Origin of the sequence: Candidatus Accumulibacter sp. ACC012, from assembly GCF_907163155.1 — a bacterium.
GTDB classification, from domain to species: domain Bacteria; phylum Pseudomonadota; class Gammaproteobacteria; order Burkholderiales; family Rhodocyclaceae; genus Accumulibacter; species Accumulibacter delftensis.
In genome coordinates this window covers 121,427-148,070 of the sequence record NZ_CAJQUC010000019.1, presented here as the reverse complement: position 1 = coordinate 148,070, position 26,644 = coordinate 121,427, and the positions used below count along the sequence as shown (strand labels likewise).

Here is a 26,644-nt window from a genome sequence, read left to right as displayed (position 1 = left end):
AACCGCGCAAACTTCGCCATGACGACCTCCGCCGGCCAGATCTGGGATTGGCACAGCGCCTATCCAGCGCCGGCCAAGCTGAACCTCTTCCTGCACGTCGTCGGCCGGCGCACCGATGGCTACCACCTGCTGCAAACACTGTTTCGTTTTCTCGGGCACGGTGACCGCCTGCGCTTCGCCCCGCGCGCCGACGGCGCCATCCATCTGGCGACACCACTGCCCGGCGTGCCGCCGGAGAGCGACCTCACCGTTCGTGCCGCGCGCCTGCTGCAGGCGGCAAGCGCTTGCCGAAAGGGCGTCGAGATCAGCATCGAGAAACAACTGCCCATGGGCGGCGGCCTGGGCGGCGGCAGTTCGGATGCCGCGACCGTCCTGCTGGCCCTCAACCATCTTTGGCAACTCGGCTTGCCTCGCCAGCAGTTGCAGGAAATCGGCCTGCAGCTCGGCGCCGACGTACCGGTCTTCATTTTCGGTCGCAATGCTTTTGCCGAAGGGGTCGGTGAAACGCTGCAAGCGGTCGATCTGCCAGCGCGCTGGTACCTGGTTCTCGAACCGCCGCTGGCGGTCGCCACGGCAGCCGTCTTCGCGGCCCCGGAACTGAAGCGCGACTCATTGCCGATCAGCGTCGAGCAATGGCAGCCGGGATTCGGCAGCAACGACCTGGAAACCGTCGCGGCGGCCCGTTATCCGGTGATTGCCGAGCATCTCGCCAGCCTGTCGGCCTTCGCGCCGGCCCGCATGAGCGGCTCCGGCGCCTGTGTTTTCGCCGAGTTCGAAAGCCGCGAGCAGGCCGAGGCAGCCCTGCGAAGAATCCCTGCAAAGCTTCGCGCCTGGGTCGCTGCGGGCCTCGCAGCGCACCCCCTGCGTGAGCTGGCGAGCGAATAAAGCGCGCGCAAGCAGAAGAATTATTGCTTTTGCACTTCTTTTCCTGAGAAATCCCGGGTACAATGCGCGCCTCGTTCGCCAGCCAGGCGATGCGAGCGACAGCTGGGGAGTCGCCAAGTTGGTCAAGGCACCGGATTTTGATTCCGGCATTCGAAGGTTCGAATCCTTCTTCCCCAGCCACTCTATTTCTGTCAAAGCGGGCAGGCGTCCTTACCTGCCCGTCTTGCTTTATACGGCGCTGCTTCACCGGCGCCTCTGGAAAGCGCAGCATGGCCTACGACAGCCTGATGGTGTTCACCGGCAATGCCAATCCGGCATTGGCTGCCGACGTTGTCAAGCGCCTCAACATCTCGCTCGGACGAGCGCAGGTGGGTCGCTTTTCTGACGGCGAAATAAGCGTCGAGATTCAGGAGCATGTGCGCGGCATGGACGTGTTCATCCTGCAATCGACCTGCGCGCCGACCAACGAAAACCTGATGGAGCTACTGGTGATGGTCGATGCGCTCAAGCGCGCCTCGGCTACCCGGATCACCGCCGCCATCCCGTATTTCGGTTATGCCCGCCAGGATCGACGCGTACGCTCGGAGCGCGTGCCGATCGCCGCCAAACTGGTTGCCGACCTGCTCACCGCTGCCGGCGTACACCGCGTCTTGACCATGGACCTGCACACCGAGCAGATCCAGGGCTTCTTCAACATCCCGGTCGATAACATCTATTCGCTGCCGATCATGCTGGGCGATGTCTGGAAGAAGAACTTCGACCATCTGATGGTCGTCTCACCCGACGTCGGCGGCGTCGTGCGCGCACGCGCGCTGGCCAAGCGTCTCGAGTGCGACCTGGCGATCATCGACAAACGGCGCCCGAAAGCGAATGTTTCAGAAGTGATGAACATCATCGGCGAAGTCCAGGGACGCACCTGCGTGATCATGGACGACCTGGTCGACACCGCCGGGACGCTGTGCAAAGCGGCAACCGCGCTCAAGGAGGATGGCGCCCGGCACGTCGTCGCCTACTGCGTCCACCCGGTACTCTCGGGCAAGGCCGTCGAGCGAATCAACGCTTCCGATCTCGACGAGTTGGTCGTCACCGACACCATTCCGCTGCGCGAAGACGCGCGGAACTCGCCGCGCATCCGGCAACTGTCGGTCGCCGAAGTGATGGCCGAAACGATTCGTCGGATCAGTAACGAGGATTCGGTTTCGTCCTTGTTCATCGAATAGGACAGCGCGCGCGCCGAGCGCCGAGCGCCGTCAGAACCATTTTCCATCCCTCGCCTGGTCGCGGGCGGGGTTGTGTTTCAACCAGGAGTTGTCCATGAAATTTGAAATTGAAGCGCGCGAGCGCACTTTGCAGGGGTCCGGAGCGAGCCGCCGCCTGCGTCGCGAAAACCGGGTCCCGGCCATCATCTACGGGGGCACGAGAGATCCGCTGATGATCGACATCGACCACAACGAAATCCTGCTCAACCTGCGCAAGGAAGGTTTTCGTTCGTCGGTTATCACACTCACGCTCGATGGCAAACGCCAGCAAGCCTTGCTGCGCGATGCCCAGGTGCACCCCTGGAAGCCGCTGGTCCTGCACTGCGACTTCCTGCGGGTAGACGCCACCCATGCCATCCATCAGCGTATCCCGCTGCACTTCCTGAACGGCGAAATCGCCCCCGGCGTCAAGCTTGAAGGCGGTGCCGTCGCCGCAGCGATCAACGACATCGAAGTCAGCTGCCTGCCGCAAGACCTGCCGGCATTCATCGAAGTCGACCTGAAGGATCTCGCCATGGGCGACACGATCCATCTTTCCGAACTCGTCTTTCCCGACAAGGTCACGCCGGTGGTGTCCGGCGACGACCAGGTCGTCGTCTCGATCATCGCTCCCAAGGTTGTCGAGGAGGACGAGGTCGAAGGCGAAGAAGTTGAAGGCGCCGCTACCGAGGAAGGCAAGGAAGGCAAGGAAGGCAAGGACGAATAGGTCCAGCCCGGCCATCCAGCCAGACCCAGGCCGCCGTCCGGCACTCGCTGCCCTCGGCGGCCTTTTCTTTTTGCGGTCATAACCTGACACCCGGGTCATGAAAGTCATCTCCGTCCTCCCTCTTTCCCGGCCATTCTTCCGCGAAGGGAGACGGAAATTTCGTGAGTCGCGTCTGCGACTTTCACATTGACGGTGCCATCGATGTCATGCCCCCACCCCGCCTGATTGTCGGCCTCGGCAACCCCGGCGGCCAATACGAAGACAACCGGCACAATGTCGGCTTCTGGTTTATCGACCAGTTGTCCGTTCGCCTGCAGTCGCCGCTGACGCCGCAGGGGAAATTCCTCGGCCGAGTCGCTCGCCGCGACGAACTGTGGCTGTTGCAACCGTTGACCTTCATGAATCTCTCCGGCCAGGCGGTCGCTGCGCTGGCGCGCTTCTACAAGATCGCCGCCGACGAAACCCTGGTCGTCCATGACGACCTCGACCTCGAACCGGGTAGCATCCGCCTCAAGCAGGGCGGCGGCAACGGCGGGCACAATGGCCTGAAAGACATTCAGGCGCGCCTGGCGACGCCGGACTTCTGGCGCCTGCGCCTGGGAATCGGCCATCCCGGCGAGCGTGCCGAAGTCATCAACTATGTCCTCAAGGCCCCCCGACGCGAAGAACAGGAACTGATCGACCGCGCCCTCGACCGCTGCCTGCTGGCCTGGCCCGATCTCGCCGCTGGCGACTACGCGGCCGCGCAACGCCAGCTGCACGTCAAGACCGTCTCACCATAGGAATCCGAGCATGAGCCTCAAATGCGGTATCGTCGGCCTGCCCAACGTCGGCAAATCAACCCTATTCAATGCCCTCACCAAAGCGGGAATCGCCGCCGAGAACTACCCTTTCTGCACCATCGAGCCCAACGTCGGCATCGTCGAAGTCCCCGATCCGCGCCTCGCACAGCTGACCGCCATCGTCAAGCCACAGCGTGTACAGCCAGCGATCGTCGAATTTGTCGACATCGCCGGGCTGGTCGCCGGGGCCTCGAAAGGCGAAGGCCTGGGCAACCAGTTCCTGGCCAACATCCGCGAGACCGACGCCATCGTCAATGTCGTACGCTGCTTCGATGACGAAAATGTCGTGCATGTCTCGGGCCGCGTCGACCCGCTCTCGGACATCGAAACGATCATGACCGAACTGGCGCTCGCCGATCTGGCCGCCGTCGAACGTACGCTCAACCGCGAGAGCAAGAAAGCCCGCTCCGGCGACAAGGAAGCGCAACAACTGGTCGGCGTCCTCGAACGCCTGCTGCCACACCTCAACGAAGGCCATCCGGCACGCACGCTGTCACTTTCCGAGGACGAAAAAACCGTCCTCAAACCACTCTGCCTGCTGACCATCAAGCCGATGATGTACGTCGGCAATGTCCTTGAAGACGGTTTCGAGAACAACCCCTATCTTGATAGCCTGCGCGGCCATGCGGCCAGGGAAGGCGCGCCGGTGGTCGCCCTCTGCGCCAAGATCGAGGCCGAACTCGCCGATCTCGACGACGCAGACAAACAGGACTTCCTCGCCGACCTCGGCCTCGAAGAACCCGGCCTGAATCGCCTGATCCGCGCCGGCTACCAGCTGCTTGGCCTGCAGACCTACTTCACCGCCGGCGTCAAGGAAGTCCGCGCCTGGACCATTCACGTCGGCGATACCGCCCCGCAGGCCGCCGGCGTCATCCACACCGACTTCGAACGAGGCTTCATCCGCGCCCAGACCATCGCCCTGGCCGACTTCATCGCCTACAAGGGCGAACAGGGCGCCAAGGAAGCCGGCAAGATGCGCGCCGAAGGCAAGGAATATGTGGTCAAGGACGGCGATGTGCTGAACTTCCTGTTCAACGTCTAAGCAGAACTCTGGATTTCGCCGACCGTCAGCGGACGATCAAAGCGTTGGCGATTGAGTGAGCGCTCGACGCTTCGATCAACGCTTCGCGAACGGCAGCGGCATCGGCAACCGCGCTTTAGCCATCAACAGGAGCATGTCTTCCACTCTGCTCCGCCAGGGAGGAAATGGTCCTCGGGAACGATTGAATTACCGATGACGGACTCTTACAATTCACGGAGTGACTTTGCCGAGGAACGAGCATGAGAAGCACCATTACCGAACGCGGACAAACGGTGGTTCCAGCCGAGATTCGGCGGCAGTTTCACTTGAGCCCGAGCGATCGCCTAGAGTGGGTCGTGGATTCACAGGGAATTCGAGTTGTGCCGGTACGGGCAAACCCGATCGCGGCTTTTCGCGGCCAAGGCAAAGGCGGAAGCACACAGCGCCTACTGCAGGATCGCAAAGAAGAACTGGTCGGCGAATGATTACGTATTTGCTTGACACCTCCGCGCTCCTGACCTTGCGAGACGACGAGCCGGGCGCAGCCCGGGTGGCGGACTTGCTCGAACAGGCACAAGCGAGGACAGTGCAATGTTTCGGCTCGTTCATGTCGCTGATGGAAGTGTTGTATCGCGTCTGGCGCGACGAAGGCGAGGCTGCCGGCCGCCTGGCCTATGAACAGTGTCTGGCGCTTCCCGTTGTCTGGATGCATGAAACGCCGGACTTGCTGAAAAAAGCCGCCGCGATCAAGGCAACTTGCCCCCTATCGGTCGCGGATGCCTGGATTGCCGCATCGGCGATCGAGCAAGGAGCCGTGTTGATCCACAAGGATCCGGAGTTCAAGGTGGTGCCGGTACGCCAGGAACTGCTGCCATTGAAAGAAAAGTAGTTCCCGAGCAAGACAGGCAAAGTGCGCTTCGTCGGGCCGACCCTGGCACACCGAACGACGGCGGCCGGTCCAGCGACCCACGCTTCGTCCAATGAAACCTTGCTCTCGGGCCGCGGTAGCGAGAGGAGATGGTCTCGTTCCTGGCCTGAGTTGGAGAATTTCGTACGGCGCCCAAGCCTGGATGCGCAGGTGCATCCAGCCAAGAACCGGGTCGAGCAGATACCAGTACAAGCGAGTGGCCTGTGCCGGTTGCCGGAAAGTGTGACGCAGATTCCCGCGCCCTAGGCGCGCGAGGGAAGCCGCTTCACGCTGTTGTGCGAGGCGTTGACGCTTGCGTTGCCACCGACGATATCGTCGGTCTTGGCGGCCGCTCGACTGCTGGGCGAATGCAGTCGCAGACTGTGGCGGGTGATCGACCATCACGTGCGCCAGGCGCGCGCCCGCGAGCGTCTTGCCGGCGTTCGCGCTATCGGCGTCGATGAGACCGCCCGAAAGCGCGGCCAGACGTACGTCCCTGTTTTTTATGATCTTGATGAACCGCGCTTGCTGTTTGCGACGCCCGGTCGCGACAAGGCTTAAGAAACGGAAGCAGGCGGATCGCGGTAGGGGCGTCGTGAATGGTACGCCATCCGGCCCGAACCCGCAGGGTGCAAGCACTTTGCCGTACCATAGAGTCTTCCCAAGCGAAACGACACAGGGATCTCCATGAACGCATTCCTTACTCGATCTATTTTCGCCCTCGCGATCCTCCTGATCAGTTCATCGCTCTTCGCGCAATCCGCCAATCCCACGCTGACCGTCGACAGTGAGCGCGGCAGTCACAGTCTCAGCCTCGACGAGTTGCGTGACAGTCTGGAAACACGCGAGATCGAGGTCATCAATCCGGATCTGGGGCGACCGGTGAGCTACCTCACGTTTTCGCTCGCCGATGTTCTCAAGCTGATGGGTGCGAGCAACGCCGAAGATCTGGTTTTCCATTGCCTGGACGGCTACCAGAGCAGCACCGCCGTGGCCAATGTTGCGAAACTCGACCTCCGACTCGCGTACGGCGAAGACGGAGTCCCGGGCCAGTGGTCGCTCATCCCCACCGGCAAGACGATGACCAATCCGGCGCCATTCATCGTCGTCAGCGCCAACACCTCGGACTCGAAGGTGTTTTCCTGGCCATTTCAGATGCACCGCATCGAAGCCGTCTCCTTCGCCAGCAAGTTCCCTCTGGTCCTTCCCACGGGAGTATCCGCGAACAGCGCAGTCGCCAGGGGCTTCACCATCTTTCGCGAGCAATGCCTGAAATGCCACTCGGTCAACCTGCAGGGAGGCGAAGTCGGCCCCGAGTTGAACATTCCGAAGAACATCACTGAATACCGCAGTACCAACTTCCTGCGTCAGTGGCTGCACGATCCAAACCAGTTCCGCGCCCGCGCAAGAATGCCGCCAACAGAGCTGACCCCCGAGGAAATCGACGAGGTGATCGCCTATCTGCGGCATATGGCTCGCCACAAGCAGGGAGGCTAGCGCGCACCGGCAGGCGATCAAGCGCTGTTCTGCGCGCCTGCAAGTGTCGCCCGGCCCGTCGGGGGGGGAAGCTCCGCTTACCCGGCTGAAACTCAGGCACTGTTGCCACCCTCGCGTAGCGAGATGCGAATAGACGGTGCACATGAACACGAACAGCACGCCCGCCATGCACGCCGCCGATGACAGCCAAGCGCCCAAAAAGGCGGCAAATCCCCGCGCCAACGCGGACCTGCTGCACAAGGCCAGGGAAATGGACATCAACACAGACCGTACGCGAAGCCCGCAAGCAGCGGCAGCACAAGCAATGGCTGGCGGAGAAGAAGCGGACAGCAATCGCGACGTACAACGATCACGTCGAGCAGCATGGCGTGTTCAGCGGCGGGCTGCGGACCTTCTGATGACTCAGTTCGCCGTGCGCCGCACTCCGAAACCGGATGACCGCATCCTGACCAACGCTACTCACCCTTTCGACCCTAAGCAGCCTGATGACGTTTGCAAGCACCACGTCTGCTTATTGATCCTCAAGCGGCCGCTCGGTGAAGAGTAACCCTTGACTAGAAATCTCAGTAATCGTACTTGACGGATGCTGGGTGCATCACTCGCTCAATACCGGACTCCTTCAATCCGCGCTGCAGCGCCTTGTAGATTAGAGTGAAGCTCGGAACCTCTAACAATGGTTTTCCTCCAATACGGCGCCGACGGTACTGTTGCACGATCTTTTCCCGTTTTACGGAAAATGGGAAAGAGCTACGCCTATCAAAATTGTGAGAAAGCAGCAGGCGAGCCCGAAGTTGAATAGACCGGTGAATGACAGACAGCAACCATCCGTCCAGGCGGCGCAGCTGAGCCTCGTCGTTGAGCAACGGGTAGAAACTCATTACACCCTTAAAGTGGAGCGTTCGTCGCCGTCCTTTTATGTACTGGACAATATCTCTGTGGAGGAGCCCTCCATACAGATAACGCCGGATCTGCAGCATTGCGGTCAATAGAGATTTGTCTCGGTTGTTCGCAGGTATAACAAGGCCGCGCAGCGGCTTTGTCTTAATTGGTTGGATAAGGTTCTTGTAAAGCAAGTACGAGACTTGTTTCTTTATCCTCTTCTCAGCTTTGTCTCGGATGGAAACTCGCGAAACCCCGATCGAATAGCCAAGAAAACCAAATTCCTGTTTGGACGTAATCTCTGTCGGAAGGCCCTCCCGCGCGAGAAGGCTAATGCCATCAGACTTCCGTGCATTTATCGGCACTCCTGCTTCTCGCGAAAAATTATCCATAATAACAAACGATCTGCATATGGACGCGTAGTCTGGACTCCAAATGACCGTATCATCGGCGTAGCGGGCGAATTTTAAGCCGGCTTTCTCCAGCGCTTTGTCGAGTTTCCAGCACACCAGATTTGCGAGAAAAAGGGAGATAGAAGTTCCCTGTGGGATTCCCTTTTCTCTTTTGCTCAGAAAAGCACATATCACACGCTCTTCTTCGTCGCTTATTAAGAAGCCATTTGCCTTGAACTGAGCAAACAAGTACTTGTGATCAATAGAGCCAAAGAAGTCAGAAAAATCGAATTCAGCAATAAATGTTCGGGCATCTTGAGATAGATCGACTGTAATATCTTGAATCGCAAAGTGAACGTTTCGGTCATTCCGATAGGCGTATGAGAAGGAACTGAACCTATGCCTATTTTTTTCTAGTAAGCGACTATAGAAGTAGCGTGATACGGCAGCGTCTGGAATCTGATAGATGGTTAGTTCTCGTTGCCCACCACCCGCTTTGGGAATTAGGCGCCGGTACGGATCGTTTGGAGTGTACGTCCCTGCATCAATCTTCCTCGCTATCGCTTTAGCAATAGCTTTTGCTTTCGACCTAACATAGAAAGGGTTGAATTTTCGATCGACTTTCCAGTACTCCGGGACCTGAATCTGTTTCGGAGGAGCGCCAACAATTCGCCTCTTGTTGCGTTCATAATCCGCATGTGTCTGATTGTGATAGGCATGATGGCGGCGTATCAGCTTCGCACATTCATTAGTTATTCTATCCGTTAGATAATCTTCTATGTTCATTGCCATGTCACCGAAAACAAAAGGCCCAAGACAGAGTCTTGGGCCCTCCACGGAGCAAACCTAGTAAAAGTAAGTTGCCATCTGGTTGGCGCAGATTTGAGCCCGCACCCCCAATGTCGCAGCACTCGGCCGCTGAATAGAGGTGCTCCGTTCTTCCCCTGAGGAAGTTGTTCCACGATGCCTTATCATGGGCAAGCATGTCAACTGCAACGCGAGGAGTGCGAAGACATCTAACGTCGGCGCTAGGCGCGCGAATAGTCTCGCCGCGAGAGGTCCGTTCGGCAGCTGCGCCGCGCTTCCTCATCGCGTGCCCTTTAGCTTTGCCAGGATCCTGTCCCAAACCGATAGATCAAAGTCTTGGGAAAGCATCAGAGAAGCTGATGACGGATCAATGCTTACAATTTCCTTGTATCTGTTTTGTATCAGATAGCCCTCATTCCTGTACACCTCCAAGGCATCCTTCAAGTCAGCGAGTTGGTCTGTACGAACGACCATTCGAATCGCTGTGCCGCCGAAGATGCAGTCGAAATAGCGCTTTGCTTCGGACTTCTTTGTCAGAAGCATTCCCGTATCGCCACTGGCTACAAAGAATGTTCCTCCGTTCCTGCAGATTCGGCTGGTCATGTACAATCCAAACCCAGAGTTCGCCCAGGGGCCACGTTGCCTTCTTCGCGCTCCCTTGAACGCCTTACCAGAAACGGCAGGCATTAGCGCGTAGTTGATTGCCCGTTTGTCATTGGACGCGTCAATATGAGGGTTATTTTCCAGGCTTTTCCGTAAGCCAATCCCCCGATCAAGTATTGCAACTTCAACTCTATTCATGCTTGGCCAAAACTGTGCACATATGCCAAATTGAGTGGCTTTACTATGTTCGACCACATTACGCATCATTTCTCGAACCGAGTAGGACAAGGTTTCAAATACTGCACCGCTATCACTGCCGCAGAGCATTTCTGCCATGTGCTGACTTTCGCCTTCAAGCTCATTGCCGACTTCAACACCTTTCCTCACGGCGCTTTGAATCAGTTGTTCGCAACGAAATAGCTTGAGAGGAAGGTAGCGTCTGCTCCCATTTGCTTCTCCAGGCGCTTTTCCGAAGTCGAGCCCGAATGCCTGAAAGAACCCCATATGCCCAGCATACGTCATGTGCCTAAAATTGGTGCAAGACGTTTTGGTTCCGGGAAACCTGTTTGCGAGGCGTCGGATCTCGCTCGAGACCAACAACATTGGGAATGGTTCTAGATGCCGAGTCTGGGAAAAGTCGAATAGGAACTCGTCGGCTTGCTCTGCCTTGGCTAAGAAAAACGAAAAACTAAGCGCCGAAGGTAAATCTAGCGACCTAGGCACTGCTATACGTATTGTCACGATTGCAGAGGCACCTTTTTGGAAAAGGATGTACTTACTGAGAGATAGTATTCGCTGGAACTCCAGCGCCGACACAAAAATGTGGTGTTACTAATGGGTAAATGCTATTACATCAAACGTGGCGAAAAGACGAACGCCGGCTCTGCGCTCGGCCTATTTCTACTCCTCCCCAACGATAGTACCTGTTTGGCCACCTATCTGAATAGCGAACGGAGGTGAACTGCACGCGTTTCTCGCGACCGACGGCATAGACCGAGAACTGGCCCGACAACGTTTAGAGCCGGGCGGCGGGTTCCGGATCAGTTAGCCGACGTTCGCGCCTGACGATTCTTCGCCGCCTCTACGTCTCTTCCTGGCCGATTGTACGCATTCGCTGTTCCGACCGAAAGCAGCCGTTCAAGCAGTCTTCGGAATGAGCGCAGCAGCATGCCGGACGTTTGTCGTGCAACGGTTCTTTGACCTGGCCAAGGCTAACCGGCCAGGGCGCGGACCTTGACGCTGTGCGCGAGTCGACAACCAGGCGCAATGGCCAGCGACGTAAGGCCAGCAAGCCCGTCAACTGAACCCCCAGCGGAACCCCCAGCGGTTCGGCAAGGCTGACGTCAGCCGGCGCGTATGCCTTGGAGTCTTTGTGGCAACAGTTCGACGAGCCTTACCGACTCGCGGAGGAATGAAGTTGAGCCTCTGAGCCTCACCGCTGACTCTCTGAGTCATGAAGTTGAGTCTTTGAGCCTCACCGCTGACTCTCTGCGTCATGAAGTTGAGTCTTTGAGCCTCACCGCTGACTCTCTGCGTCATGAAGTTGAGTCTTTGAGCCTCACCGCTGACTCTCTGCGTCATGAAGTTGAGTCCCGAAAGCTTACGCCTGTGGCGCTGAGCGATGAGCTTCAGTCGCTGCCTTTCCAGCCTGGACGAGAAGGGAGATTCGTGACAAGCCGCTGCCGGGCTCATCGACTGCCTCGTTTTCGGACGGCAAGTGCGACCGATAGAGCAGGATCATTGGCCTGGAACAGGATGGCCGAAATCCTGGCGCTCTCGCCGCACACGGTGCGCGACTATGTGCAGGACATCTACCGCCGGGCCGGGGTGAACGGCTACGAAAAGCTGGTCAGCAAGCTGGCGAACGCAAACGGCGCCAGCCCTTCAGCAAAAGACCCGATGACCTGACGGCCACGACCACTGTGGAATGCCTGCCAGCCGCAGCGGCATGAGTTCCCCTGGCCGCCCAGCCTGCGCCTGGCCCCGGACATCCTGCCAGGGGCATCCGCGCCCCCTGCCTCAACGCGACCCGGCAAGCGTGAACCCAGTCAAACGAGCCCGTACCCAACCCATCCGGGGCAGTTTGCCGCATAATATCATTTGCTTGAAATCGCAAAACAAGAAAAAGGAAGCTCGGTACCACTTTGGAAGCCTCGCCGACAGACGCCTTGCCGATGGAAGCCAGGTCCGGCAAAAAGCCCTTCCGCATCTTATCGCTCGATGGTGGCGGTACCTTTGCCTTGATTCAGGCGAAGGTGCTCGATGATCTTTTCCCGGGCGAGGATGGGCATCAGGTGCTCAGCCATTTCGATCTGGTGTCGGCGTGCTCGGGCGGGGCGATCGTCGCTGCGGCATTGATCGAGGGTTACTCGCCACGCCAAATCTTCGAGTTGTTCGACAATCCGGTCAATCGCCACGCACTTTTTGGGCGCCTGCCCTGGTACCGGAGTCTATTGCAGTTGATGACCGGCGTTTTTTCACCCTCGAGCCCGGTTGGTTATCGCTTTTCTACCGACGGCAAGCTGGCCTTCCTGCACCGCATCCTGCCCGTCATGGGCAGCACATCGCTGCAGAACCTGCACGGCATTCTCAATGACAGTATCGCTTCCCTGCGGGAACAGCGCGACGAACCGGGCAGACCCATGTCCTTTCTTTTTGTGACTTACGACTTCGACCGCGACCGGGCGCGCATGATGCGTAGCGACGTCAGCAGCCCGGCGGCCAGTTTCCCGCATCGGCAGCAGCGCGCGACGCTGGCGGAAGCGGCGCATGCCTCGAGTACGGCACCGATCAACTGGTTCGACAAACCCGCGGAATTCGACGGTTGCCGCTTTTGGGACGGCGCCATGACCGGCTACAACAATCCGGTGCTGGCAGGCGTTGTCGAAGCCATCGCCATGGGCGTGCCGCGTCGCGATATCGGCGTGCTGTCGCTGGGCACAAGCACGGTTTTTCTGCCCGAATGCGGCACCGACGGGATCCCGGATGAACTGTGCCGGTCGCGCGCCAGCACCGGCTTCCTGCCGGAGTTGGTCAAGGTGGGCAAGACGATCATCGCCGATCCTCCGGATGCGCACACTTTCATTGCCCACCTCATGCTCGACGGCGGCTTGCCGACCGACGTCTCCTGTTGCCCCTTTACCGACACCGCAATTGTGCGCATGAATCCGGTGATTCAGCCGGTTATCGATCCAGCGACGGGCCAGTGGAGCGTTCCCGCCGGCTGGACGGTCGAAGAGTTTCGCCGCATCTCCGAAATGGATATTGCTTCACGCCGACAAGAGGACGTCGACTTGATCAAGCGGCTAGGCGAGGGATGGTTGCGGGATGAATGGCACAATCAGCCTATCCGGGGTTGCGGCATCTGGGCGTCACCGGCTCCAGACTCGCCTTCGCCCCCCTTGCCGACTACGGATCACCTTTGTGAAATTGGCCATCGCTGGTATAGCAACGCCAAATCCGCCTGGACCGCGCTGTCGGCTTGACGACAGCGGACCGAGCCCGGCATGCCCAATCCACGAATCCTGATTCTCAACTGCTATTCCGACAACCACCGCAGCGCGCGCGGCACCCCGTGGATCATGCCGCAGTCCATCGCGCCGGCGATGCTGGCCGGAATGCTCGATCCCGCCCGCGTCGACATTCGCCTCGCCTGCGAGTTTCGCAGCGGTCCTTTCGAGGATCTTGGCGCCCTGCAATGGGCCGAGTTGTTGGTATTGACCGGCCTCAACCCGGCCTTCGACCGCATGAAGCAGGTCACGGCCTACGCCCGAACGGTCAATCCGGGCATTGTCGTCGCCATGGGTGGTCCCTTGGCGCGAATGCTGCCGAAGCTCAGCCGCCGCTATTTCGATTACGTCTGCAGTGACGATGTCGAGCAGGTGGTCGCGCTGGTCGATGCAGTCTTTGGCCCCGGGCACGCCGCCGAGATACCCATCCCGCGCCATGATCTGTTACCCGGAAGTCGCATCATCGGCTACGCGGAGGCCTCGCGCAACTGCAACTTCCACTGCAACTTTTGCTCCATGACCGCGGAAGGCCGCGAATTCATGAGCTACGACCTGGACGATGTGCGCCGGCAGATCGAGGTCCTTGGCTACCGTCAATGCGTCATGTTCCTCGATCAAAACTTTTTCGGTGGCCCGCGCGCCCTCTTCAAGGCGCGCATGGCCCTCCTCAAGGAGCTGTACGAGCAAAGGAAATTCGGCGGCTGGGCAGCCCTGGTGACCGCCGATTTCTTCACCAACGCCGACAACCTGTCGCTGGCGCGCGCAGCGGGCTGCATCGGTTTTTTTAGCGGCGTCGAATCGTTCAGCCGCGCGCAGATCAGCGCTTTCAACAAAAAACAGAATCTGCTGCTGCCGCAGGAGGAAATCATCCGCTCCTGCCTGGAGGCCGGTCTGGTCTTCCACTACGGCCTGATCTTTGATCTGGTGGAGCAAAGAATCGACGACCTGCTCGCGGAAACCGACTTCATCGTTGCCAACCCGCGCATTACCCTGCCAAGCTTCCTCGGTTTTGCCATCCCGCTGCTGGGCACGCCACTGTTCAGCCGCCGCCTCCAGGAGGGCCAGTTTCTGCCCAACGTCCGGCTGCGCGACATGGATGGGCGATCGCTCGTCTGCCACCCCGAGGACGCCATCGAGAAAGCCGTGGCTTTTGCCGCACGCATGGACAAGGGCCTGATTTCCAAACGCAAGCTGGCGGCGCACGCGTGGCAGTTCTTTCGCCGCTATCGTACGACGCTCTCCAAGTGGGGACTGCTGAGCGGCCTGGGAAATGCCTGGGCCATGAGCTACCCGCGTTGCGGCAGCAATGGTCGCGACGGCATTCGGCCCGGCCGGGACGGCTGCCGCAGCTACCTTGCCAGCTCCGAACCGCTGGGGTCACTCTACCGTCCCCGGATCTGGATCCCCGAAGCTTACCGCGGGCATTTCGAGCCCCTGTGCGTCACCGACCCCGATGGCGAACTGCACGCTGAGCTGATTGACGATGCCGCCAGCCTGCTGCCGCAGGGCAGAGCCGCGACCAGGATCGAAGTGACGACGATTCCCCCCTATAATGCGATCGCAATGCTCGAACACGCGCAGCTTCCCGGCATCTCCGAAGACAGGAAGCGTGCATGCCAGGAAACGACAGGATAACGCGTGCGATGACCAAGCGGCTCTGCAAATGCCTGATGTTTTTGATCTTGCTAGCCTTCGTGCTGCAGTGGACCGCGCCGAAAGCCGCTACCGTGTCGACCGGACTGACGCCCTTGTGGGATGCCCCAAAAGGTCCCGGGCAGTCGGACGATGCGAGCCGTTGGCTGACCCAGCTGCGCGATTCGGTGTCGCTACCGCGCGCGGGTTGTAAAAAACTGTCCTTGCCAGACCTGTCGCTTACCAAGCCAGCGCGCGCTTTCCAGATCGCCATCGAGCGCCATCAGTGGGCTAACGGATCGCCGATCGTCTACCTGCAGGAACCGATTGCCGAGTTCTTCATTGTCGTCGCCACCGACGTCAATGCTTGCCCCTGGTTGTCGATTTCCGGTCGCGGCCTGCCGTTTGGCCACCGTGACATCGTCAGCCCATTCCCCTTTGCGCGCCTTCCTGCCTTGCCAGAAGGCGCGGTAATCACGGCCATCGTGCAGGACTACAAAGCCATCCGCCCCTGGATCATGCTCGCCAACGAGAGCAGCTTCGTGCGCGACAACACCGTGCTGTGGGTTGGCTTGGGGGCCTACAGCGGCATCCTGCTGATGATGATTGTCGTCGCCGTAGGCTTCGGCGCTTACGCAGGCAGCCGCGTCGCCCTGGCCTACGCCGCTTACTGCGTCGCGCTGCAGGTCTGGCTGGTGCAGAACTTCGGTATCGGTTCGGCTTTCGTGCCGTTCTGGCCTGGCCCGCAGTACTTCCCGACCCTGCAGGCAATCTCGGTGGCCGGCGTGGTCCTCGGTATTGGCTTCGCGGCGCTCGAATTCCTGCAGCTTCGTGGCAAGGTTCGCGCCGCGGTTGCCGGCTCCGTCCTGCTCAGCGCGATCTTCTTCCTCGGTTCGGCATGGCACGCGGCCGGCTACCGCGCCGGCGCAGCCGTTCTCTTCGTCCTTGCCGTGGCCACCATGGTGCTGCTGGTCAGGAGCGTGTTCACTGGCGATGCCTCGCTCCGCCTGTTCACCCTGGGGCTGGGCGCGACCCTGCTCGGCGGCGGGGTGCAGGCTTTTTCGGTCATCGGCAGCGGCGTCGAAGTCAGCCGCCTGGCGGCCTTCGCGTTTCCGATCGGCAGCCTGTTTCAAGCCGCTTTCTGGCTCGCCGCACTGATCATCCGGCTGCGCGACGAGCACCGCGAATTGCACGAACTCGAGGAACGACAGGCGGCGATCATGTGGGCGACGCCTGATTTGATCCTGGTCGTCGACCGGCAAGGAATCTGCCTCGACTACAAGCAACCTTACGCGACGCGATTCTTCGTCACCGGCAGCGAACTGCTCGGCGCGAACGTGGCCGCGGTTCTGCCCAGCGAAACCGCGAGCATCATCCAGCGGGGCGTCGACCAGGCACTGCAACGAGACGACCTGCAATCGGTGTTCCTCGAGTTGCCGCTAGAGGGAAGCATCCACCACTACGAGGCGCGAATCGCGCCGAACGGACCCAACAAGGTGGTCATCGTCGTCCGCGACATCACCCTCCAGAAGCACAACGAGGAAAAAATCCAGCGCCTGGCCTACTTCGACACACTAACGGGCCTACCCAACCGTCAGAGTTTTCTCGAACGCCTGGACCGCGAATTGCTGCGCGCACGCCGCACGAATCGTCGGATGGCGCTGCTGTTTCTCGATCTCGATGGCTTCAAACGGATCAATGACACCCTCGGCCACAGCGCTGGTGACTGCCTGCTGCAGACCATCGCCGAGCGCTTGCAGGAAAAACTGCGCGCCGGGACCTTCATTGCGCGGCCGGCACTGGACGAATCCGGCCTGCACTTCGCACGCCTCGGCGGTGACGAGTTCACCGTCGTTCTGCCCGATGTCGACAGCGCCGAGACCGCCTGCGTAGTCGCCCGGCGAATACAAACGCTGCTTGCACAACCGGCCCTGATCGGCGAACAGGAGGTCGCGGTCACCTCGAGCATCGGCATCGCCCTCTTCCCCGACGACGGCCTCGATGCCGTAACCCTGCTCAAGCACGCGGATACCGCGATGTATTACGCCAAGGAGCAAGGGCGAAACAACTGGCAGCTGTATGAGCGAACACTGACGACGCGAACAACGACACACCTGGCTCTGGAAGGCGATATTCGCAAAGGCCTCGAACGCGGAGAATTTTGCCTCTTCTACCAGCCGCAGGTGCGCGCCGACGATGGGACGGTCGTCGGAATGGAAGCCCTGATGCGCTGGCAGCATCCGCAGCATGGCCTGGTATCGCCGGCACGGTTCATCCCCGTGGCCGAGGAAAGCGGCCTGATTATCCCGATCGGCGAGTGGGTCCTCAATACTGCCTGCGGCCAGGTGCGGGAATGGCAGCAGCGTGGCGTTTCGGTACCGCGGGTGGCGGTAAACGTCTCGGCACGCCAGCTTGGTGCAGCGGATTTCCTGGACAGCGTCGAGGCGGCCGTCGTCGCCACGGGCATCTCTGCCGACCGACTCGAACTGGAGTTGACGGAAAGCATTCTGATGGATCCGAAGGCCGAACGCATCGAGGGGCTGTTTCGGCTGCGCGCAATGGGGGTGCACTTCTCGATCGACGATTTCGGCACCGGCTACTCATCGCTGTCGTACATCAAGCGCTTCCCGATCGGCACGCTGAAGATAGATCACAGTTTCATCCGCGGCCTGCCGCAGGATGCCGATGATGCGGGGATCACCACCGCGATAATCGCCATGGCCCGCAGCCTCGGTCTGGAGGTCATTGCCGAAGGTGTCGAAACCATAGAACAGCTCGACTTCCTGCAGCGTGCGCAATGCCCGAAACTGCAAGGCTACCTATTCAGTTACCCGCTGCCGGCAGACGAGATGGAAGCGCTTCTGCGTCGTGGCCACATCGCCCTGCCTTCGCACACCAGCGAACAATGAGCCAGATTCCTTCGCCAGCAGAACGATTACGCTCCGAAAGGCAACAATAAACACCCGACCGCGCCGCAATAATGACCGTTGCGGATTTTTTTTGAGGGGGTGACATGGATACCCGTATTGACTTCCATCCGACACACCAGCACGGCGCTTACAAACTTCGTCCCGGGCGCACTTATCCCTTCGGCAGCACCCTGGTACCTGACGGCGTCAACTTTTCGATCAGCTCCGGCCACGCCACCGCGTGCACCCTGGTGCTCTTCGAGAAAGGCGCGCCGGAGCCATGCGTGGAAATCCCCTTCCCGGACACCTTTCGCATTGGCAAGGTCTGGTGCATGGTCGTCTTCGATCTCGACGGCGAGCGTATCGAGTACGGCTATCGCATGGACGGCCCCTGGGATCCGGGAGCCGGACACCGCTTCGACCGTTCGAAAATACTCCTCGATCCCTACGCCAGGGCGATCGGCGGCCGGACGGTCTGGGGCACGCCACCCGACTGGAACAACATCTACCCGCAGCGTGCGCGCCTGATCTTCGAGGACTTCGACTGGGAAGACGACCGTCCTCTGGAAACGCCACTCGCCGACCTGGTGATTTACGAACTGCATACGCGCAGTTTCACCGCCCACTCGTCGGCCAGCGTCAAGCACCCCGGCACCTATGCCGGCATCGCGGCGAAGATCCCCTATCTGAAGGAACTGGGGGTGAGCTGCGTCGAACTGATGCCGATCTTCGAGTTCGACGAATTCGAGAACAGCCGCGCCGAGCCGCTCACCGGCGAAATGATGTTCAACTACTGGGGCTACAGCACGATCGGCTTCTTCGCGCCCAAGGCGGGCTTCGCCGCCACGGGCCCCTTCGGCATGGAGGTGGACGAGTTCAAGAACCTGGTCAAGGAGTTGCACCGCAACGGCATCGAAGTCATGCTCGACGTGGTTGTCAACCACACCGCCGAAGGTAACGAGAACGGTCCGACACTCTCCTTCCGGGGCATCGACAACCAGACCTTCTACATGCTGACGCCGGAAGGCTACTACTACAACTTCACCGGCTGCGGCAATACCCTCAATTGCAACAGCCCGGTGGTGCGCAACATGTTTCTCGACTGCCTGCGCTACTGGGCGGCCGAATACCACATCGACGGCTTCCGCTTCGATCTGGCCTCGATTCTCGGCCGTGCCCCCAGCGGCGCACCGCTGCCCAACCCGCCACTGCTCGAAAGCCTGGCCTTCGACCCGGTGCTCGCCAACTGCAAGCTGATTGCCCAAGCCTGGAACGTCGGCGGCCTCTATCAGGTCGCCTCCTTCCCGGCCTACGGACGCTGGGCCGAGTGGAACGGCAAGTACCGCGACGACATTCGCCGCTTCCTGAAAGGGGACGACGGCATGGTGCGAGTAATGGCCGAGCGCATCCAGGGCTCACCGGATCTCTACGGCTGGAATGAACGCGGGCCGACGGCATCGATCAACTTCATCACCTGCCACGACGGGTTCACGCTCTACGATCTGTTCGCCTACAACGACAAGCACAACGAAGCCAACGGCGAAGGGAATCGCGACGGGGGAAACAGCAACCATAGCTGGAATTGTGGCGTTGAAGGCGAAACCGACGATGTACAGGTCAATGCCCTGCGCCAGCGCATGATCAGGAATGCCCTGGCCATCCTGCTGATGAGCCACGGCATACCAATGATCCTGATGGGCGATGAACTGGGCCGCACGCAGCGCGGCAACAACAACACCTACTGCCATGACAACGACTTGAACTGGCTCGACTGGACGCTGCGCGAACGCAACAGCGATCTGTTCGACTTCACCCGCAAGATGATCGCCTTGCGCAAGGCTCACCCGCTGCTGCGCACCGGCGAATTTTTTGGCACCCGCCGCTCGCCGGCCGATATCATCTGGCACGGTACACAGGCATGGAAAGCGGACTGGTCGGCAGACTCGCGCGCCCTGGCCTTCATGCTCCGGGAACGGCAGGCCGGACAAGGAGGGAATGCCACGCCAGTGCTCTACATGGCGATCAACAGCTTCTGGGATGCCCTGCCCTTCGAACTGCCGGAACTGCCCACCGACTATCACTGGCACCTGTTCGCCAACACCAGCCTGCCGGCCCCCGGCGACATCCAGGAACCGGGTCAGGAAATACCTCTGCAGGAGAATCTGCGAAGCTTCCTGGTTGGCGGACGCGCGGTGGTGATCCTCGTCGGGCGCCCACGCCCGCAAGCCTGACCCACAGACCAATCCTTCGCGTCAGCAAACATGACCTTCAGCAGCGGTGTAGAAATGAAGGGCCGCGAGGCATGGATCACCCGTGCAGGCGAACTTGACGCAGCGGTGGCCGGCGAATTTCGCCAGGCCACCGAGCAGGTCGCCGGGCAGAAGTCCGAGAAAGCGTGCCCGGCCTGACTGGCAAGGTCCGCTGAAAGAAAGCTGCGCCGACTGACGAATCGCCGCCGCCTTACTGCAAGCGCCCGTTCAGCTGCAGAAGCCAGTCCCGGATGGCCACTTCGCCGGGCTCCTCCGTCGTCTCCAGAGTGGGAAAACGGCAGAAAACATCCTGGATGATCCCCTTTAACTGCCAGCCCGCTTCACGCGCCAGCATGGCCAGTTCACGCACTTCGCCGGGCTGGTCACGAACGTCGGCGCACACCGATTTGAGCTGATCCGGGTGCAGACCGGCGTCGGCCAGCGAACGCTCCAGCGTCGCCACGCGATCGGTCAGAAAAGCCCCGACGACAGGTGCGCCGGCAGCATAGTGCCTCATCTCTGAACGCGCCTTGCTCCATTCATCAAAGTCGTCGGCAAGGCTTTTGATCCGCTCCGCGTTGCGGATGTCCTGCTCGCTATCCGTCTCGTCGACGATCCCTTGCTCCAGCAGCTTCAGGATCACGCTCGACATCTGCGCGTCGAACTTGCTGTGGTTCAAACGCAGGATCAGCGACAAGCGTTGCTCGGGGGCGCTGGTTTTCTTGTCGAGAACGGCTGCGACCACCTCCGCCAGCAGCAGTATGCGTCCCATGACGCTGATCTCGGCGCCTTTGAGTCCGCGCGGATAACCGCTACCGTCGTGTCGTTCGTGGTGCTCGAGAATCGCTCTGGCGACCGCCTGCGGGTACTCGGGTCGCTGCCTGACGATCATCGTCGCCGTGAGTGGGTGCGCGTGCAGTTGTCGCCGCTCGGCGGCATCGAGCCGGTGATCGGGCTGCAGCATTTCCGGATCCACATGCAGCATGCCAATATCGTGAATCAGCGCGGCTGCGGCGAGCGCCCGCAGGTCGGGCACCTCCAGCTCCTGGCGTATGCCCAGGTAAAGCGCAATCAGCGCCACCTGCAGGCTGTGCTCGAAGAGAGCGCCGCCGCGATCACGGGCGACGGTCAACCTGAAGGCCATCGCCTTCGGCAACGCTATGCTGCCAATGGCGCCGAGCAAGGTGACGCGATCGCTGAGCTCGGCTGCAAGCCGCCCATAGAAAGGCTGCTGCGTGATCAGAGCTTCAGCCTGATTGCGCAAATCCTCCAGCGTAACCGCCTTCTCGGCGGTGAGGCTCTCGTCAATAGGCAGCTGCAAGCGGTGATTGATCAGCCGTTCGAACAGCCCGCTGTCGACCCGCAGGCCGCGCTCGACCAACTTCATGCCATTGCTGGAATAGATCGCCTGGTGGGCAAGCACCTTTTGCGAGTCGCCGAGCTCGGTCGCGGCCTTGAGGTAGTGTTCGTCGTTGCTTTCTTCGGCCATCAGAGTCTATTTGTTCCTCGGCAGCTTGCGGGCGGCGCAGGACGTCGGGAGCGGCTTGCTGCCTTCTCGCCGCAACGGAAAAAGGGTGATTTTACATCAGCATTGCCGAGTCACCCGTCGCAGCGGGGGTAGGCAACAATCATGGCTGACAGCGCAGGAAGGTGTGTGCTCACCGGCCACCGAAACGGGTATAAATGGATGCGCTATCGGACACCATGATCGGCTCCAGCACCGTCCACCAGATCACTCCTGAAATCCTCGGTCCCATGGCTGGCATCGATGAGTTCAAGGGCGCCTGGCGTTTTCTCGGTACCTTGGCTTGGCACCGGGTCGGCGCGCCGCGTTACGGCGGGTGGCCACCATCGAGAGTATCGGCTCATCCACCCGCAGCGAAGGCAGCCGGCTTGCGGACCGTGACGTCGAACGTCGGCTGTCCCGGCTGCAAATGGAGTCGGAGTCGTTTACCAGCCGCGATGAGCAGCAGCTAGCCGGCTATGTTGGCTCACAGCGAGAAGGACGCCTGCCACCGGGAAAACCACAAAACCTCGTCGAAGAGCAGCGAAGCCCCGTAAAGCAAGCTCTCTGGCCGGCGGCGACCATCCCGCTCGTTGCCGGCCCTCGCCGCCCACACCCTGGACAGATCGATCGATGCCGGAGAACCAAGGGTCCATGCCGACGATCGATCATTCCATCAAAAACATCGAAGGTTTCATGTCGGCGATAGAACGGTCCATGAAAAACATGGAACATTTCATCTCGCTGATGGAACGGTCCATGAAAAAGATGGAACATTTCATCCCGCTGATGAAACGCTTCATGAAGAAGATGGAACATTTCATCCCTCTGATGGAACGCTCAATGAAAAAGATGGAACGTTTCATCCCGACGATAGACGCTTCCGTCAAAAACATGAAACGATCGAGCTTGGCGATGAACCATTCCCTGCCAACGACAGAAGGCTTCAGCACCGACAGGGAGCGATTCGCCAATCTCGGCCAATTGGTTGGAGCGTGAAAGATTTGAGAAAGACCACAATGTCAATTTTGCTAGTGGGCGCCTCGCCAAGGGTTGGGGCTGGCTTTGTGATTCCACGAACCAAAAGGCACTGGCAATTATTGGCAGCGTATTGGCCGCGCTTGCAGGAGGCGGCTGGACTGTGTATACATGGCTCATAGCGAGAGGCTGGTTCAAGTGACGCCCAACCCATCATTCCACCGGACCTGCGCGAAAAGCCGCGCAGGCCGGTGAATTCAAACGTTGGGCCGCAAGAAGGAGCGATACGATGCCTCGATATTTGATTTCGTTTGATGACGGATCGATGGACCATATTCCCGATGAAGATTGGCCGTCGGTGGGCGAGGCATCACATAAGGTGGTTCGGGAAGCAAAGGCCGCAGGAGTCTGGATCTTCGGCGGCGGTGTCGAGCGCCAGCAATCGACCATCGTTGCGACAGATGGGACCACCACAGCCGGACCAGTACCGGAGACAAAGGCGGTCGTTGGAGGGTTCTCGATCATTGAGGTTTCTTCGCGTGAGGAGGCACTCGTTTGGGCTGCCAAAATCGCCATAGGATGTCGCTGCGCACAGGAGGTCCGGGAGATCATGTTCGATCCGGAGTCGTAACGTATGGCCGGTCTGCGGCCTAACGAATAAGGATAGATCGTGCGCAGCCACGATCTGATCCGTTTGTTGGACGAGCCCGGCCGGAGTGCTGGGCGCCCCCTCTGCAAATATCTTTTTGGGTTACTCCGGAAGCATGGGCTCCGGATGGCCGGGAGCCGAGAAGTCCCGGCGCGCTGCGGGACAGGCAGCGAAGATTTTGCGAATCCGGCCGTTTTGGCGTCCCGGCCCCCGAATTCCGGGCGACCGCGCCACGCAGCTTAGGGAAACTGAAGTCCCGAACGCGGCCGGACAGCGCCGTGAAGGCGGCTTACATGATCAGAGGGCGACCGCAACGACCGGTGGCACAGCAACGACACTGGACGACGTCGATCGAATCCGCGTCCTGACGATCACCGTCACGGCGCCACAGCACGCGCAAAGCATCGCTGGCCGCGCCTTGCGCGGTGGCGTGAAGCGGCTGGGATCGAACTTCAGCAAGAGATGCAGCAAGCCGATCAGGCGCTTGCAATTGGCGTGCAGGAAGCCGAAATTGAACAGATAGACGCCGTTCTTGCCGCGACGCTTGCGTCGCCAGCGCTGCTTCGCTGCATCGACCGCCGCCGCGGGGACGACGAGATGGACATGCGGGTGGAAGTCGAGCCGGCGCGAGTGCGTGTGCAGGACCGCGGAGCGTCAAGGCCCCCGGCGTGCCCTGCAACTGCCGGTCGTTCTGGCTGAAGCGATGCACCGTTTGCCAGGCGCAGGACATCAGGAGATCGAAGGCGACCTCGGCATGCGCCGCAACGAGCCCGCGCGATTCCGCCGGCAGCGTGAAGGTCAGCAGAAAGTAGTCGGCCGGGACGAAGCGCTGCATCTGACGTTCCAGCCATTGCCGGCTCTCGTGGTGCTGGCAGTGCGGGCAAAGGCGATGGCCGCAGGAATGCGGAACGAGTTTTTGCTGATCGCAGCCTCCGCACTGGACCTGCATCATCGGGCTGGCCGGGCTGCGGCAATCGCGCATCGCCGAGAGCGCCTGAAGCTGCTCGAAGCTCAGCCGGTGGCGAAATTGCGGCATGAAGTCCGCTTCGAACTGGGCGATGACAGAGCCGAGGCGGATCATCGCGGCGTCCCCTTGCCCACGCTATAGCCGTCCATCAGCGCGTTGATGCGCTCGATGGCGTGATGCCTGGTTTGCTCCGTCAGATGGGTGTAGCGAACGGTCGTGAGAATCGAGTGATGGCCGAGAATGCGCTGCACCTCGGTGAGCTCGACACCATCCCGCGTCTGCTGGGACACGGCCGCGTCAGCACGACGATGCGCTACTTCCATCTGGCGCGCACGCGGCTAACCGGTACCACCTCTACGCTCGAACTGCTCACGCCCAGCTGACCGGCGCCGGTGAAAGCGGCCGGCCTGGCCGGGGTGTTGGCCACCTTCGGCCAGGCTTAGCTCGCCAGCAAGCCTTTGGCGCGCGGGGCAGCCCGCGTCTGGCGTGCGATCCTTGCCTGTCGCACGGCGATCCTCGGCGGTCACGTCGAAAGCTGTGAGCACTGCGGCACGACCCGGCACGTCTATCACTCGTGCAGGAACCGGCACTGCCCACATTGCAAGATCGGGCAGTTTCGCGTGGTCGCGACCCTCTTGCCACAACGCAATCTCCCGAATCCGCGCGGACCGCCGCGATGATCGACGTCGGTTGCTCTCTTCCGGAGTCATCGGGTGGCGCTGCCATCCGCAGCGCCGTTCGCCTTTTTGGCAGCCGATCGGTGCCAGGAGTCCCGCGCCTACCGGCTGCGCTTCGGCTTGTCGATCTTCCGCGAGCTTTGCCGGCTATCGATGGGCAGCTAGCCGCTCGGCGGATTCATGCCAAGCGACTGACTTCGGACCGTCCTATCGCCTTAGCGCTCGCGCCAGTATCCTGGCTTGCGGCGTTGGTGCGCGACAGCGAGCACTGTCACGGTATTGCCTCGAATCTCGTAAAAGACCGTGTAAGGAAAGTGACGGAGAATATTTCGCCTGATTGCATCCTCGTCTTCGGAGCACATCAGCGCACTGATACCAAGCCGATCAATGGCCCCAAGTGTCTCGGTTCGAAAAGCATCGGCCGCAATTGGGCTGCGCTCAAAGTACCAGAGGAATGCCTCTCTGATTTCTGCCTCAGCCTCGGGCAGAATCTCGACTACAAAGCGAGTCACAGAGTGCTCAGTCTTGCTCTGGCTTCCGTCCAAGAAACGGCCTTTACTGTTCCCGCTCGTAGGGCCGCTTGCCGCGATCTGATTTCCTGCCGCCAAGCTTCCGCAATTGAAGAATCGTCACTGCCTTCGAGACTATCGAGTAGCGCTACGGTCAAGGCTGCACGCTCGGCGGCTGGCAGGCCGAGAGCTTCGTCCAGAATGTGGTGTACGTGAGCGTTCATGCGGCAAAGTCTAGCACTCAGATTGGGCCGGGTCACTGCCTGCTTGGAGGCGATGCCCAACGAATGGGGATAGATCGTGCGAAGCCACGATCTGATCCCTTTGTTGGACGAGCCCGGTCCGGAGGGCTGAGCGCCCCCCCCTGCAAATATCTTTTTTGGATTTGCCCCACAGGCATGAACGCCGGAGGGCCGGGAGCGGGAAGTTGCGGCGCGCTGCGGCGCAGTCAAGGAAGATCTCGCAAATCCGGGCGTTTTAGCGTCCCGGCCACTGAATTCGGGGCGACCGCAACGAGCGGTGGAACGGCAACGATGCCGGGTAATGTCGATCGAATCCGCGTCCTGACGATCGCCATCACGGCGCCACAGCACGAGCAACGCATCGCTGGCCGCTCCTTGCGCGGTGGCGTGAAGCGGCTGGGATCGAACTTCGGCAAGCGATGCAGCAAGTCCATCAGCCGCTTGCAATTGGCGTGCAGGAAGCCGAAATAGCGCGCGCGGCGAAAGCCCTTGGGCAGCAGGTGCTGGAGAATCAGCCAGAGGAAATCGGCGCCGGCGAGCGCGCGCTTTTGCACCTTGTTCGTCTTTGCGCTGCGATAGCGGAAGCTCACCCGGCCATTCTCGCAGGCGAGGATGGCCTGTTCACGGATGACGCCGCGGTAGAGGTAGCGACCGAGGGTGATCAGGGCCTTCTCGCCATTACCCACCGATTGGCAGTGCGCCACCCATTGCCGCGGAGCGTCAAGGCCCCCGGCGTGCCCTGGAACTGCCGGTCGTTCTGGCTGAAGCGATGCACCGTTTGCCAGGCGCAGGACATCAGGAGAGCGAAGGCGACCTCGGCATGCGCCGCAACGAGCCCGCGCAATTCCGCTGGCAGCGTGAAGGTCAGCAGAAAGTAGTCGGCCGGGACGAGGCGCTGCATCTGACCCTCGGTGAGCTCGACGCCGGCCTCGAGCAGGTGCGTGGCATAGGCGTGCCTCCTGTGCCGAGCTCGGCACAGGAGGCACTATGCTTGTTAGTTTGTTAGCATGGCCACTTCGAA

General features: G+C 60.5%; 26 protein-coding genes, 1 tRNA gene and 3 pseudogenes. 22 read left to right on the top strand and 8 right to left on the bottom strand.

Annotated features, from left to right (window positions below):
* Positions 1-18: 18 nt before the first annotated feature.
* The 11 genes from ispE to QZ648_RS18585 all read left to right on the top strand — a co-directional run bounded on the left by ispE (position 19) and on the right by QZ648_RS18585 (position 7,515).
* Positions 19-885, top strand: coding sequence for a 4-(cytidine 5'-diphospho)-2-C-methyl-D-erythritol kinase (ispE, locus tag QZ648_RS18635; RefSeq protein WP_291997933.1), 867 nt, complete (start codon positions 19-21; stop codon positions 883-885).
* A 103-nt stretch (positions 886-988) separates the two neighbouring features.
* A tRNA-Gln gene (locus tag QZ648_RS18630) sits at positions 989-1,065 on the top strand.
* An 89-nt stretch (positions 1,066-1,154) separates the two neighbouring features.
* On the top strand, positions 1,155-2,105 hold the full coding sequence (locus QZ648_RS18625) for a ribose-phosphate pyrophosphokinase (protein ID WP_169065162.1): 951 nt from the start codon (positions 1,155-1,157) through the stop codon (positions 2,103-2,105).
* Positions 2,106-2,199: 94 nt separating this feature from the next.
* The gene (locus QZ648_RS18620) at positions 2,200-2,850 is read left to right on the top strand and encodes a 50S ribosomal protein L25/general stress protein Ctc (RefSeq protein WP_291997932.1); all 651 of its coding nucleotides are present in this window, start codon (positions 2,200-2,202) and stop codon (positions 2,848-2,850) included.
* A 206-nt stretch (positions 2,851-3,056) separates the two neighbouring features.
* A complete protein-coding gene (gene pth, locus QZ648_RS18615) occupies positions 3,057-3,632 on the top strand; it encodes an aminoacyl-tRNA hydrolase (protein WP_169065187.1) in 576 nt (191 codons plus the stop codon).
* Positions 3,633-3,642: 10 nt separating this feature from the next.
* Positions 3,643-4,734 carry a redox-regulated ATPase YchF gene (gene ychF, locus QZ648_RS18610; RefSeq protein WP_169065164.1) on the top strand — a complete coding sequence of 364 codons (1,092 nt, stop codon included), beginning with the start codon at positions 3,643-3,645 and terminating at the stop codon, positions 4,732-4,734.
* Between the two features lie 239 nt (positions 4,735-4,973).
* Positions 4,974-5,198, top strand: a complete 225-nt coding sequence (locus tag QZ648_RS18605) for an AbrB/MazE/SpoVT family DNA-binding domain-containing protein (protein WP_169065165.1) — start codon at positions 4,974-4,976, stop codon at positions 5,196-5,198.
* Complete coding sequence (locus QZ648_RS18600) at positions 5,195-5,602, top strand: PIN domain-containing protein (protein WP_291997931.1); 408 nt, start codon at positions 5,195-5,197, stop codon at positions 5,600-5,602. Before QZ648_RS18605 ends, QZ648_RS18600 begins: the two co-directional genes overlap by 4 nt.
* Before the next feature lie 408 nt (positions 5,603-6,010).
* Positions 6,011-6,181: a transposase gene (locus QZ648_RS18595; RefSeq protein ID WP_291997930.1), complete on the top strand. Its 171-nt coding sequence runs from the start codon at positions 6,011-6,013 to the stop codon at positions 6,179-6,181.
* A 126-nt stretch (positions 6,182-6,307) separates the two neighbouring features.
* A complete protein-coding gene (locus tag QZ648_RS18590; RefSeq protein ID WP_291997929.1) occupies positions 6,308-7,117 on the top strand; it encodes a c-type cytochrome in 810 nt (269 codons plus the stop codon).
* A gap of 179 nt (positions 7,118-7,296) precedes the next feature.
* The gene (locus QZ648_RS18585; RefSeq protein WP_366144188.1) at positions 7,297-7,515 is read left to right on the top strand and encodes a type II toxin-antitoxin system CcdA family antitoxin; all 219 of its coding nucleotides are present in this window, start codon (positions 7,297-7,299) and stop codon (positions 7,513-7,515) included.
* Between the two features lie 165 nt (positions 7,516-7,680).
* On the opposite strand, the gene QZ648_RS18580 is transcribed toward QZ648_RS18585, so the two are convergent.
* Together QZ648_RS18580 and QZ648_RS18575 are read right to left on the bottom strand one after the other, a co-directional pair.
* Complete coding sequence (locus QZ648_RS18580; protein ID WP_291997928.1) at positions 7,681-9,174, bottom strand: reverse transcriptase domain-containing protein; 1,494 nt, start codon at positions 9,172-9,174, stop codon at positions 7,681-7,683.
* Between the two features lie 300 nt (positions 9,175-9,474).
* Positions 9,475-10,320, bottom strand: a complete 846-nt coding sequence (locus QZ648_RS18575) for an ATP-binding protein (protein WP_291997927.1) — start codon at positions 10,318-10,320, stop codon at positions 9,475-9,477.
* A 1,233-nt stretch (positions 10,321-11,553) separates the two neighbouring features.
* Between QZ648_RS18575 and QZ648_RS18570 the strand changes: the two genes are divergently transcribed.
* The 6 genes from QZ648_RS18570 (at position 11,554) to QZ648_RS18545 (ending at position 20,256) form a co-directional block, all read left to right on the top strand.
* Complete coding sequence (locus tag QZ648_RS18570) at positions 11,554-11,706, top strand: hypothetical protein (RefSeq protein ID WP_291997926.1); 153 nt, start codon at positions 11,554-11,556, stop codon at positions 11,704-11,706.
* A 266-nt stretch (positions 11,707-11,972) separates the two neighbouring features.
* Entirely contained in the window at positions 11,973-13,283 is a 1,311-nt protein-coding gene (locus QZ648_RS18565) for a patatin-like phospholipase family protein (protein ID WP_291997925.1), read from the top strand.
* Between the two features lie 21 nt (positions 13,284-13,304).
* Positions 13,305-14,942, top strand: a complete 1,638-nt coding sequence (locus QZ648_RS18560) for a radical SAM protein (RefSeq protein WP_291997924.1) — start codon at positions 13,305-13,307, stop codon at positions 14,940-14,942.
* A gap of 35 nt (positions 14,943-14,977) precedes the next feature.
* Entirely contained in the window at positions 14,978-17,848 is a 2,871-nt protein-coding gene (locus tag QZ648_RS18555) for an EAL domain-containing protein (protein ID WP_291997923.1), read from the top strand.
* 104 nt (positions 17,849-17,952) lie between these two features.
* Positions 17,953-20,079, top strand: coding sequence for a glycogen debranching protein GlgX (gene glgX, locus QZ648_RS18550; RefSeq protein ID WP_291997922.1), 2,127 nt, complete (start codon positions 17,953-17,955; stop codon positions 20,077-20,079).
* Between the two features lie 30 nt (positions 20,080-20,109).
* On the top strand, positions 20,110-20,256 hold the full coding sequence (locus QZ648_RS18545) for a hypothetical protein (protein WP_291997921.1): 147 nt from the start codon (positions 20,110-20,112) through the stop codon (positions 20,254-20,256).
* A gap of 52 nt (positions 20,257-20,308) precedes the next feature.
* On the opposite strand, the gene QZ648_RS18540 is transcribed toward QZ648_RS18545, so the two are convergent.
* Positions 20,309-21,586, bottom strand: a complete 1,278-nt coding sequence (locus QZ648_RS18540) for an HD domain-containing phosphohydrolase (protein ID WP_291997920.1) — start codon at positions 21,584-21,586, stop codon at positions 20,309-20,311.
* A 215-nt stretch (positions 21,587-21,801) separates the two neighbouring features.
* On the opposite strand from QZ648_RS18540, the pseudogene QZ648_RS18535 reads away from it, so the two are divergent.
* From QZ648_RS18535 to QZ648_RS18525, 3 genes and pseudogenes are all read left to right on the top strand, one after another.
* Positions 21,802-22,143 (top strand): annotated as a pseudogene (locus QZ648_RS18535) (Fic family protein); the annotation flags it as partial.
* Between the two features lie 112 nt (positions 22,144-22,255).
* On the top strand, positions 22,256-22,600 hold the full coding sequence (locus QZ648_RS18530) for a hypothetical protein (protein ID WP_291997919.1): 345 nt from the start codon (positions 22,256-22,258) through the stop codon (positions 22,598-22,600).
* 268 nt (positions 22,601-22,868) lie between these two features.
* The gene (locus QZ648_RS18525) at positions 22,869-23,210 is read left to right on the top strand and encodes a YciI family protein (protein WP_169065420.1); all 342 of its coding nucleotides are present in this window, start codon (positions 22,869-22,871) and stop codon (positions 23,208-23,210) included.
* Positions 23,211-23,525: 315 nt separating this feature from the next.
* Here the strand turns inward: QZ648_RS18525 and QZ648_RS25140 are convergent.
* Positions 23,526-24,309, bottom strand: a pseudogene (locus QZ648_RS25140) (transposase zinc-binding domain-containing protein).
* Between the two features lie 62 nt (positions 24,310-24,371).
* Between QZ648_RS25140 and QZ648_RS18510 the strand changes: the two are divergent.
* Both QZ648_RS18510 and QZ648_RS18505 read left to right on the top strand, forming a co-directional pair.
* Positions 24,372-24,578, top strand: a complete 207-nt coding sequence (locus tag QZ648_RS18510; RefSeq protein ID WP_169065421.1) for a hypothetical protein — start codon at positions 24,372-24,374, stop codon at positions 24,576-24,578.
* Between the two features lie 75 nt (positions 24,579-24,653).
* A pseudogene (locus tag QZ648_RS18505) lies at positions 24,654-24,815 on the top strand (transposase zinc-binding domain-containing protein); the annotation flags it as partial.
* Positions 24,816-25,087: 272 nt separating this feature from the next.
* Here QZ648_RS18505 and QZ648_RS18500 read toward each other — a convergent pair.
* The 4 genes from QZ648_RS18500 to QZ648_RS18485 form a co-directional block, all read right to left on the bottom strand.
* Complete coding sequence (locus tag QZ648_RS18500; protein WP_169065422.1) at positions 25,088-25,384, bottom strand: type II toxin-antitoxin system RelE/ParE family toxin; 297 nt, start codon at positions 25,382-25,384, stop codon at positions 25,088-25,090.
* A complete protein-coding gene (locus QZ648_RS18495) occupies positions 25,381-25,605 on the bottom strand; it encodes an addiction module protein (protein WP_291997918.1) in 225 nt (74 codons plus the stop codon). The genes QZ648_RS18500 and QZ648_RS18495 overlap by 4 nt, the downstream gene beginning before the upstream one ends.
* A 224-nt stretch (positions 25,606-25,829) precedes the next feature.
* Complete coding sequence (locus QZ648_RS18490) at positions 25,830-26,309, bottom strand: transposase (protein ID WP_291997917.1); 480 nt, start codon at positions 26,307-26,309, stop codon at positions 25,830-25,832.
* The gene (locus tag QZ648_RS18485; protein ID WP_291997916.1) at positions 26,285-26,524 is read right to left on the bottom strand and encodes a hypothetical protein; all 240 of its coding nucleotides are present in this window, start codon (positions 26,522-26,524) and stop codon (positions 26,285-26,287) included. The genes QZ648_RS18490 and QZ648_RS18485 overlap by 25 nt, the downstream gene beginning before the upstream one ends.
* Between the last annotated feature and the right edge of the window lie 120 nt (positions 26,525-26,644).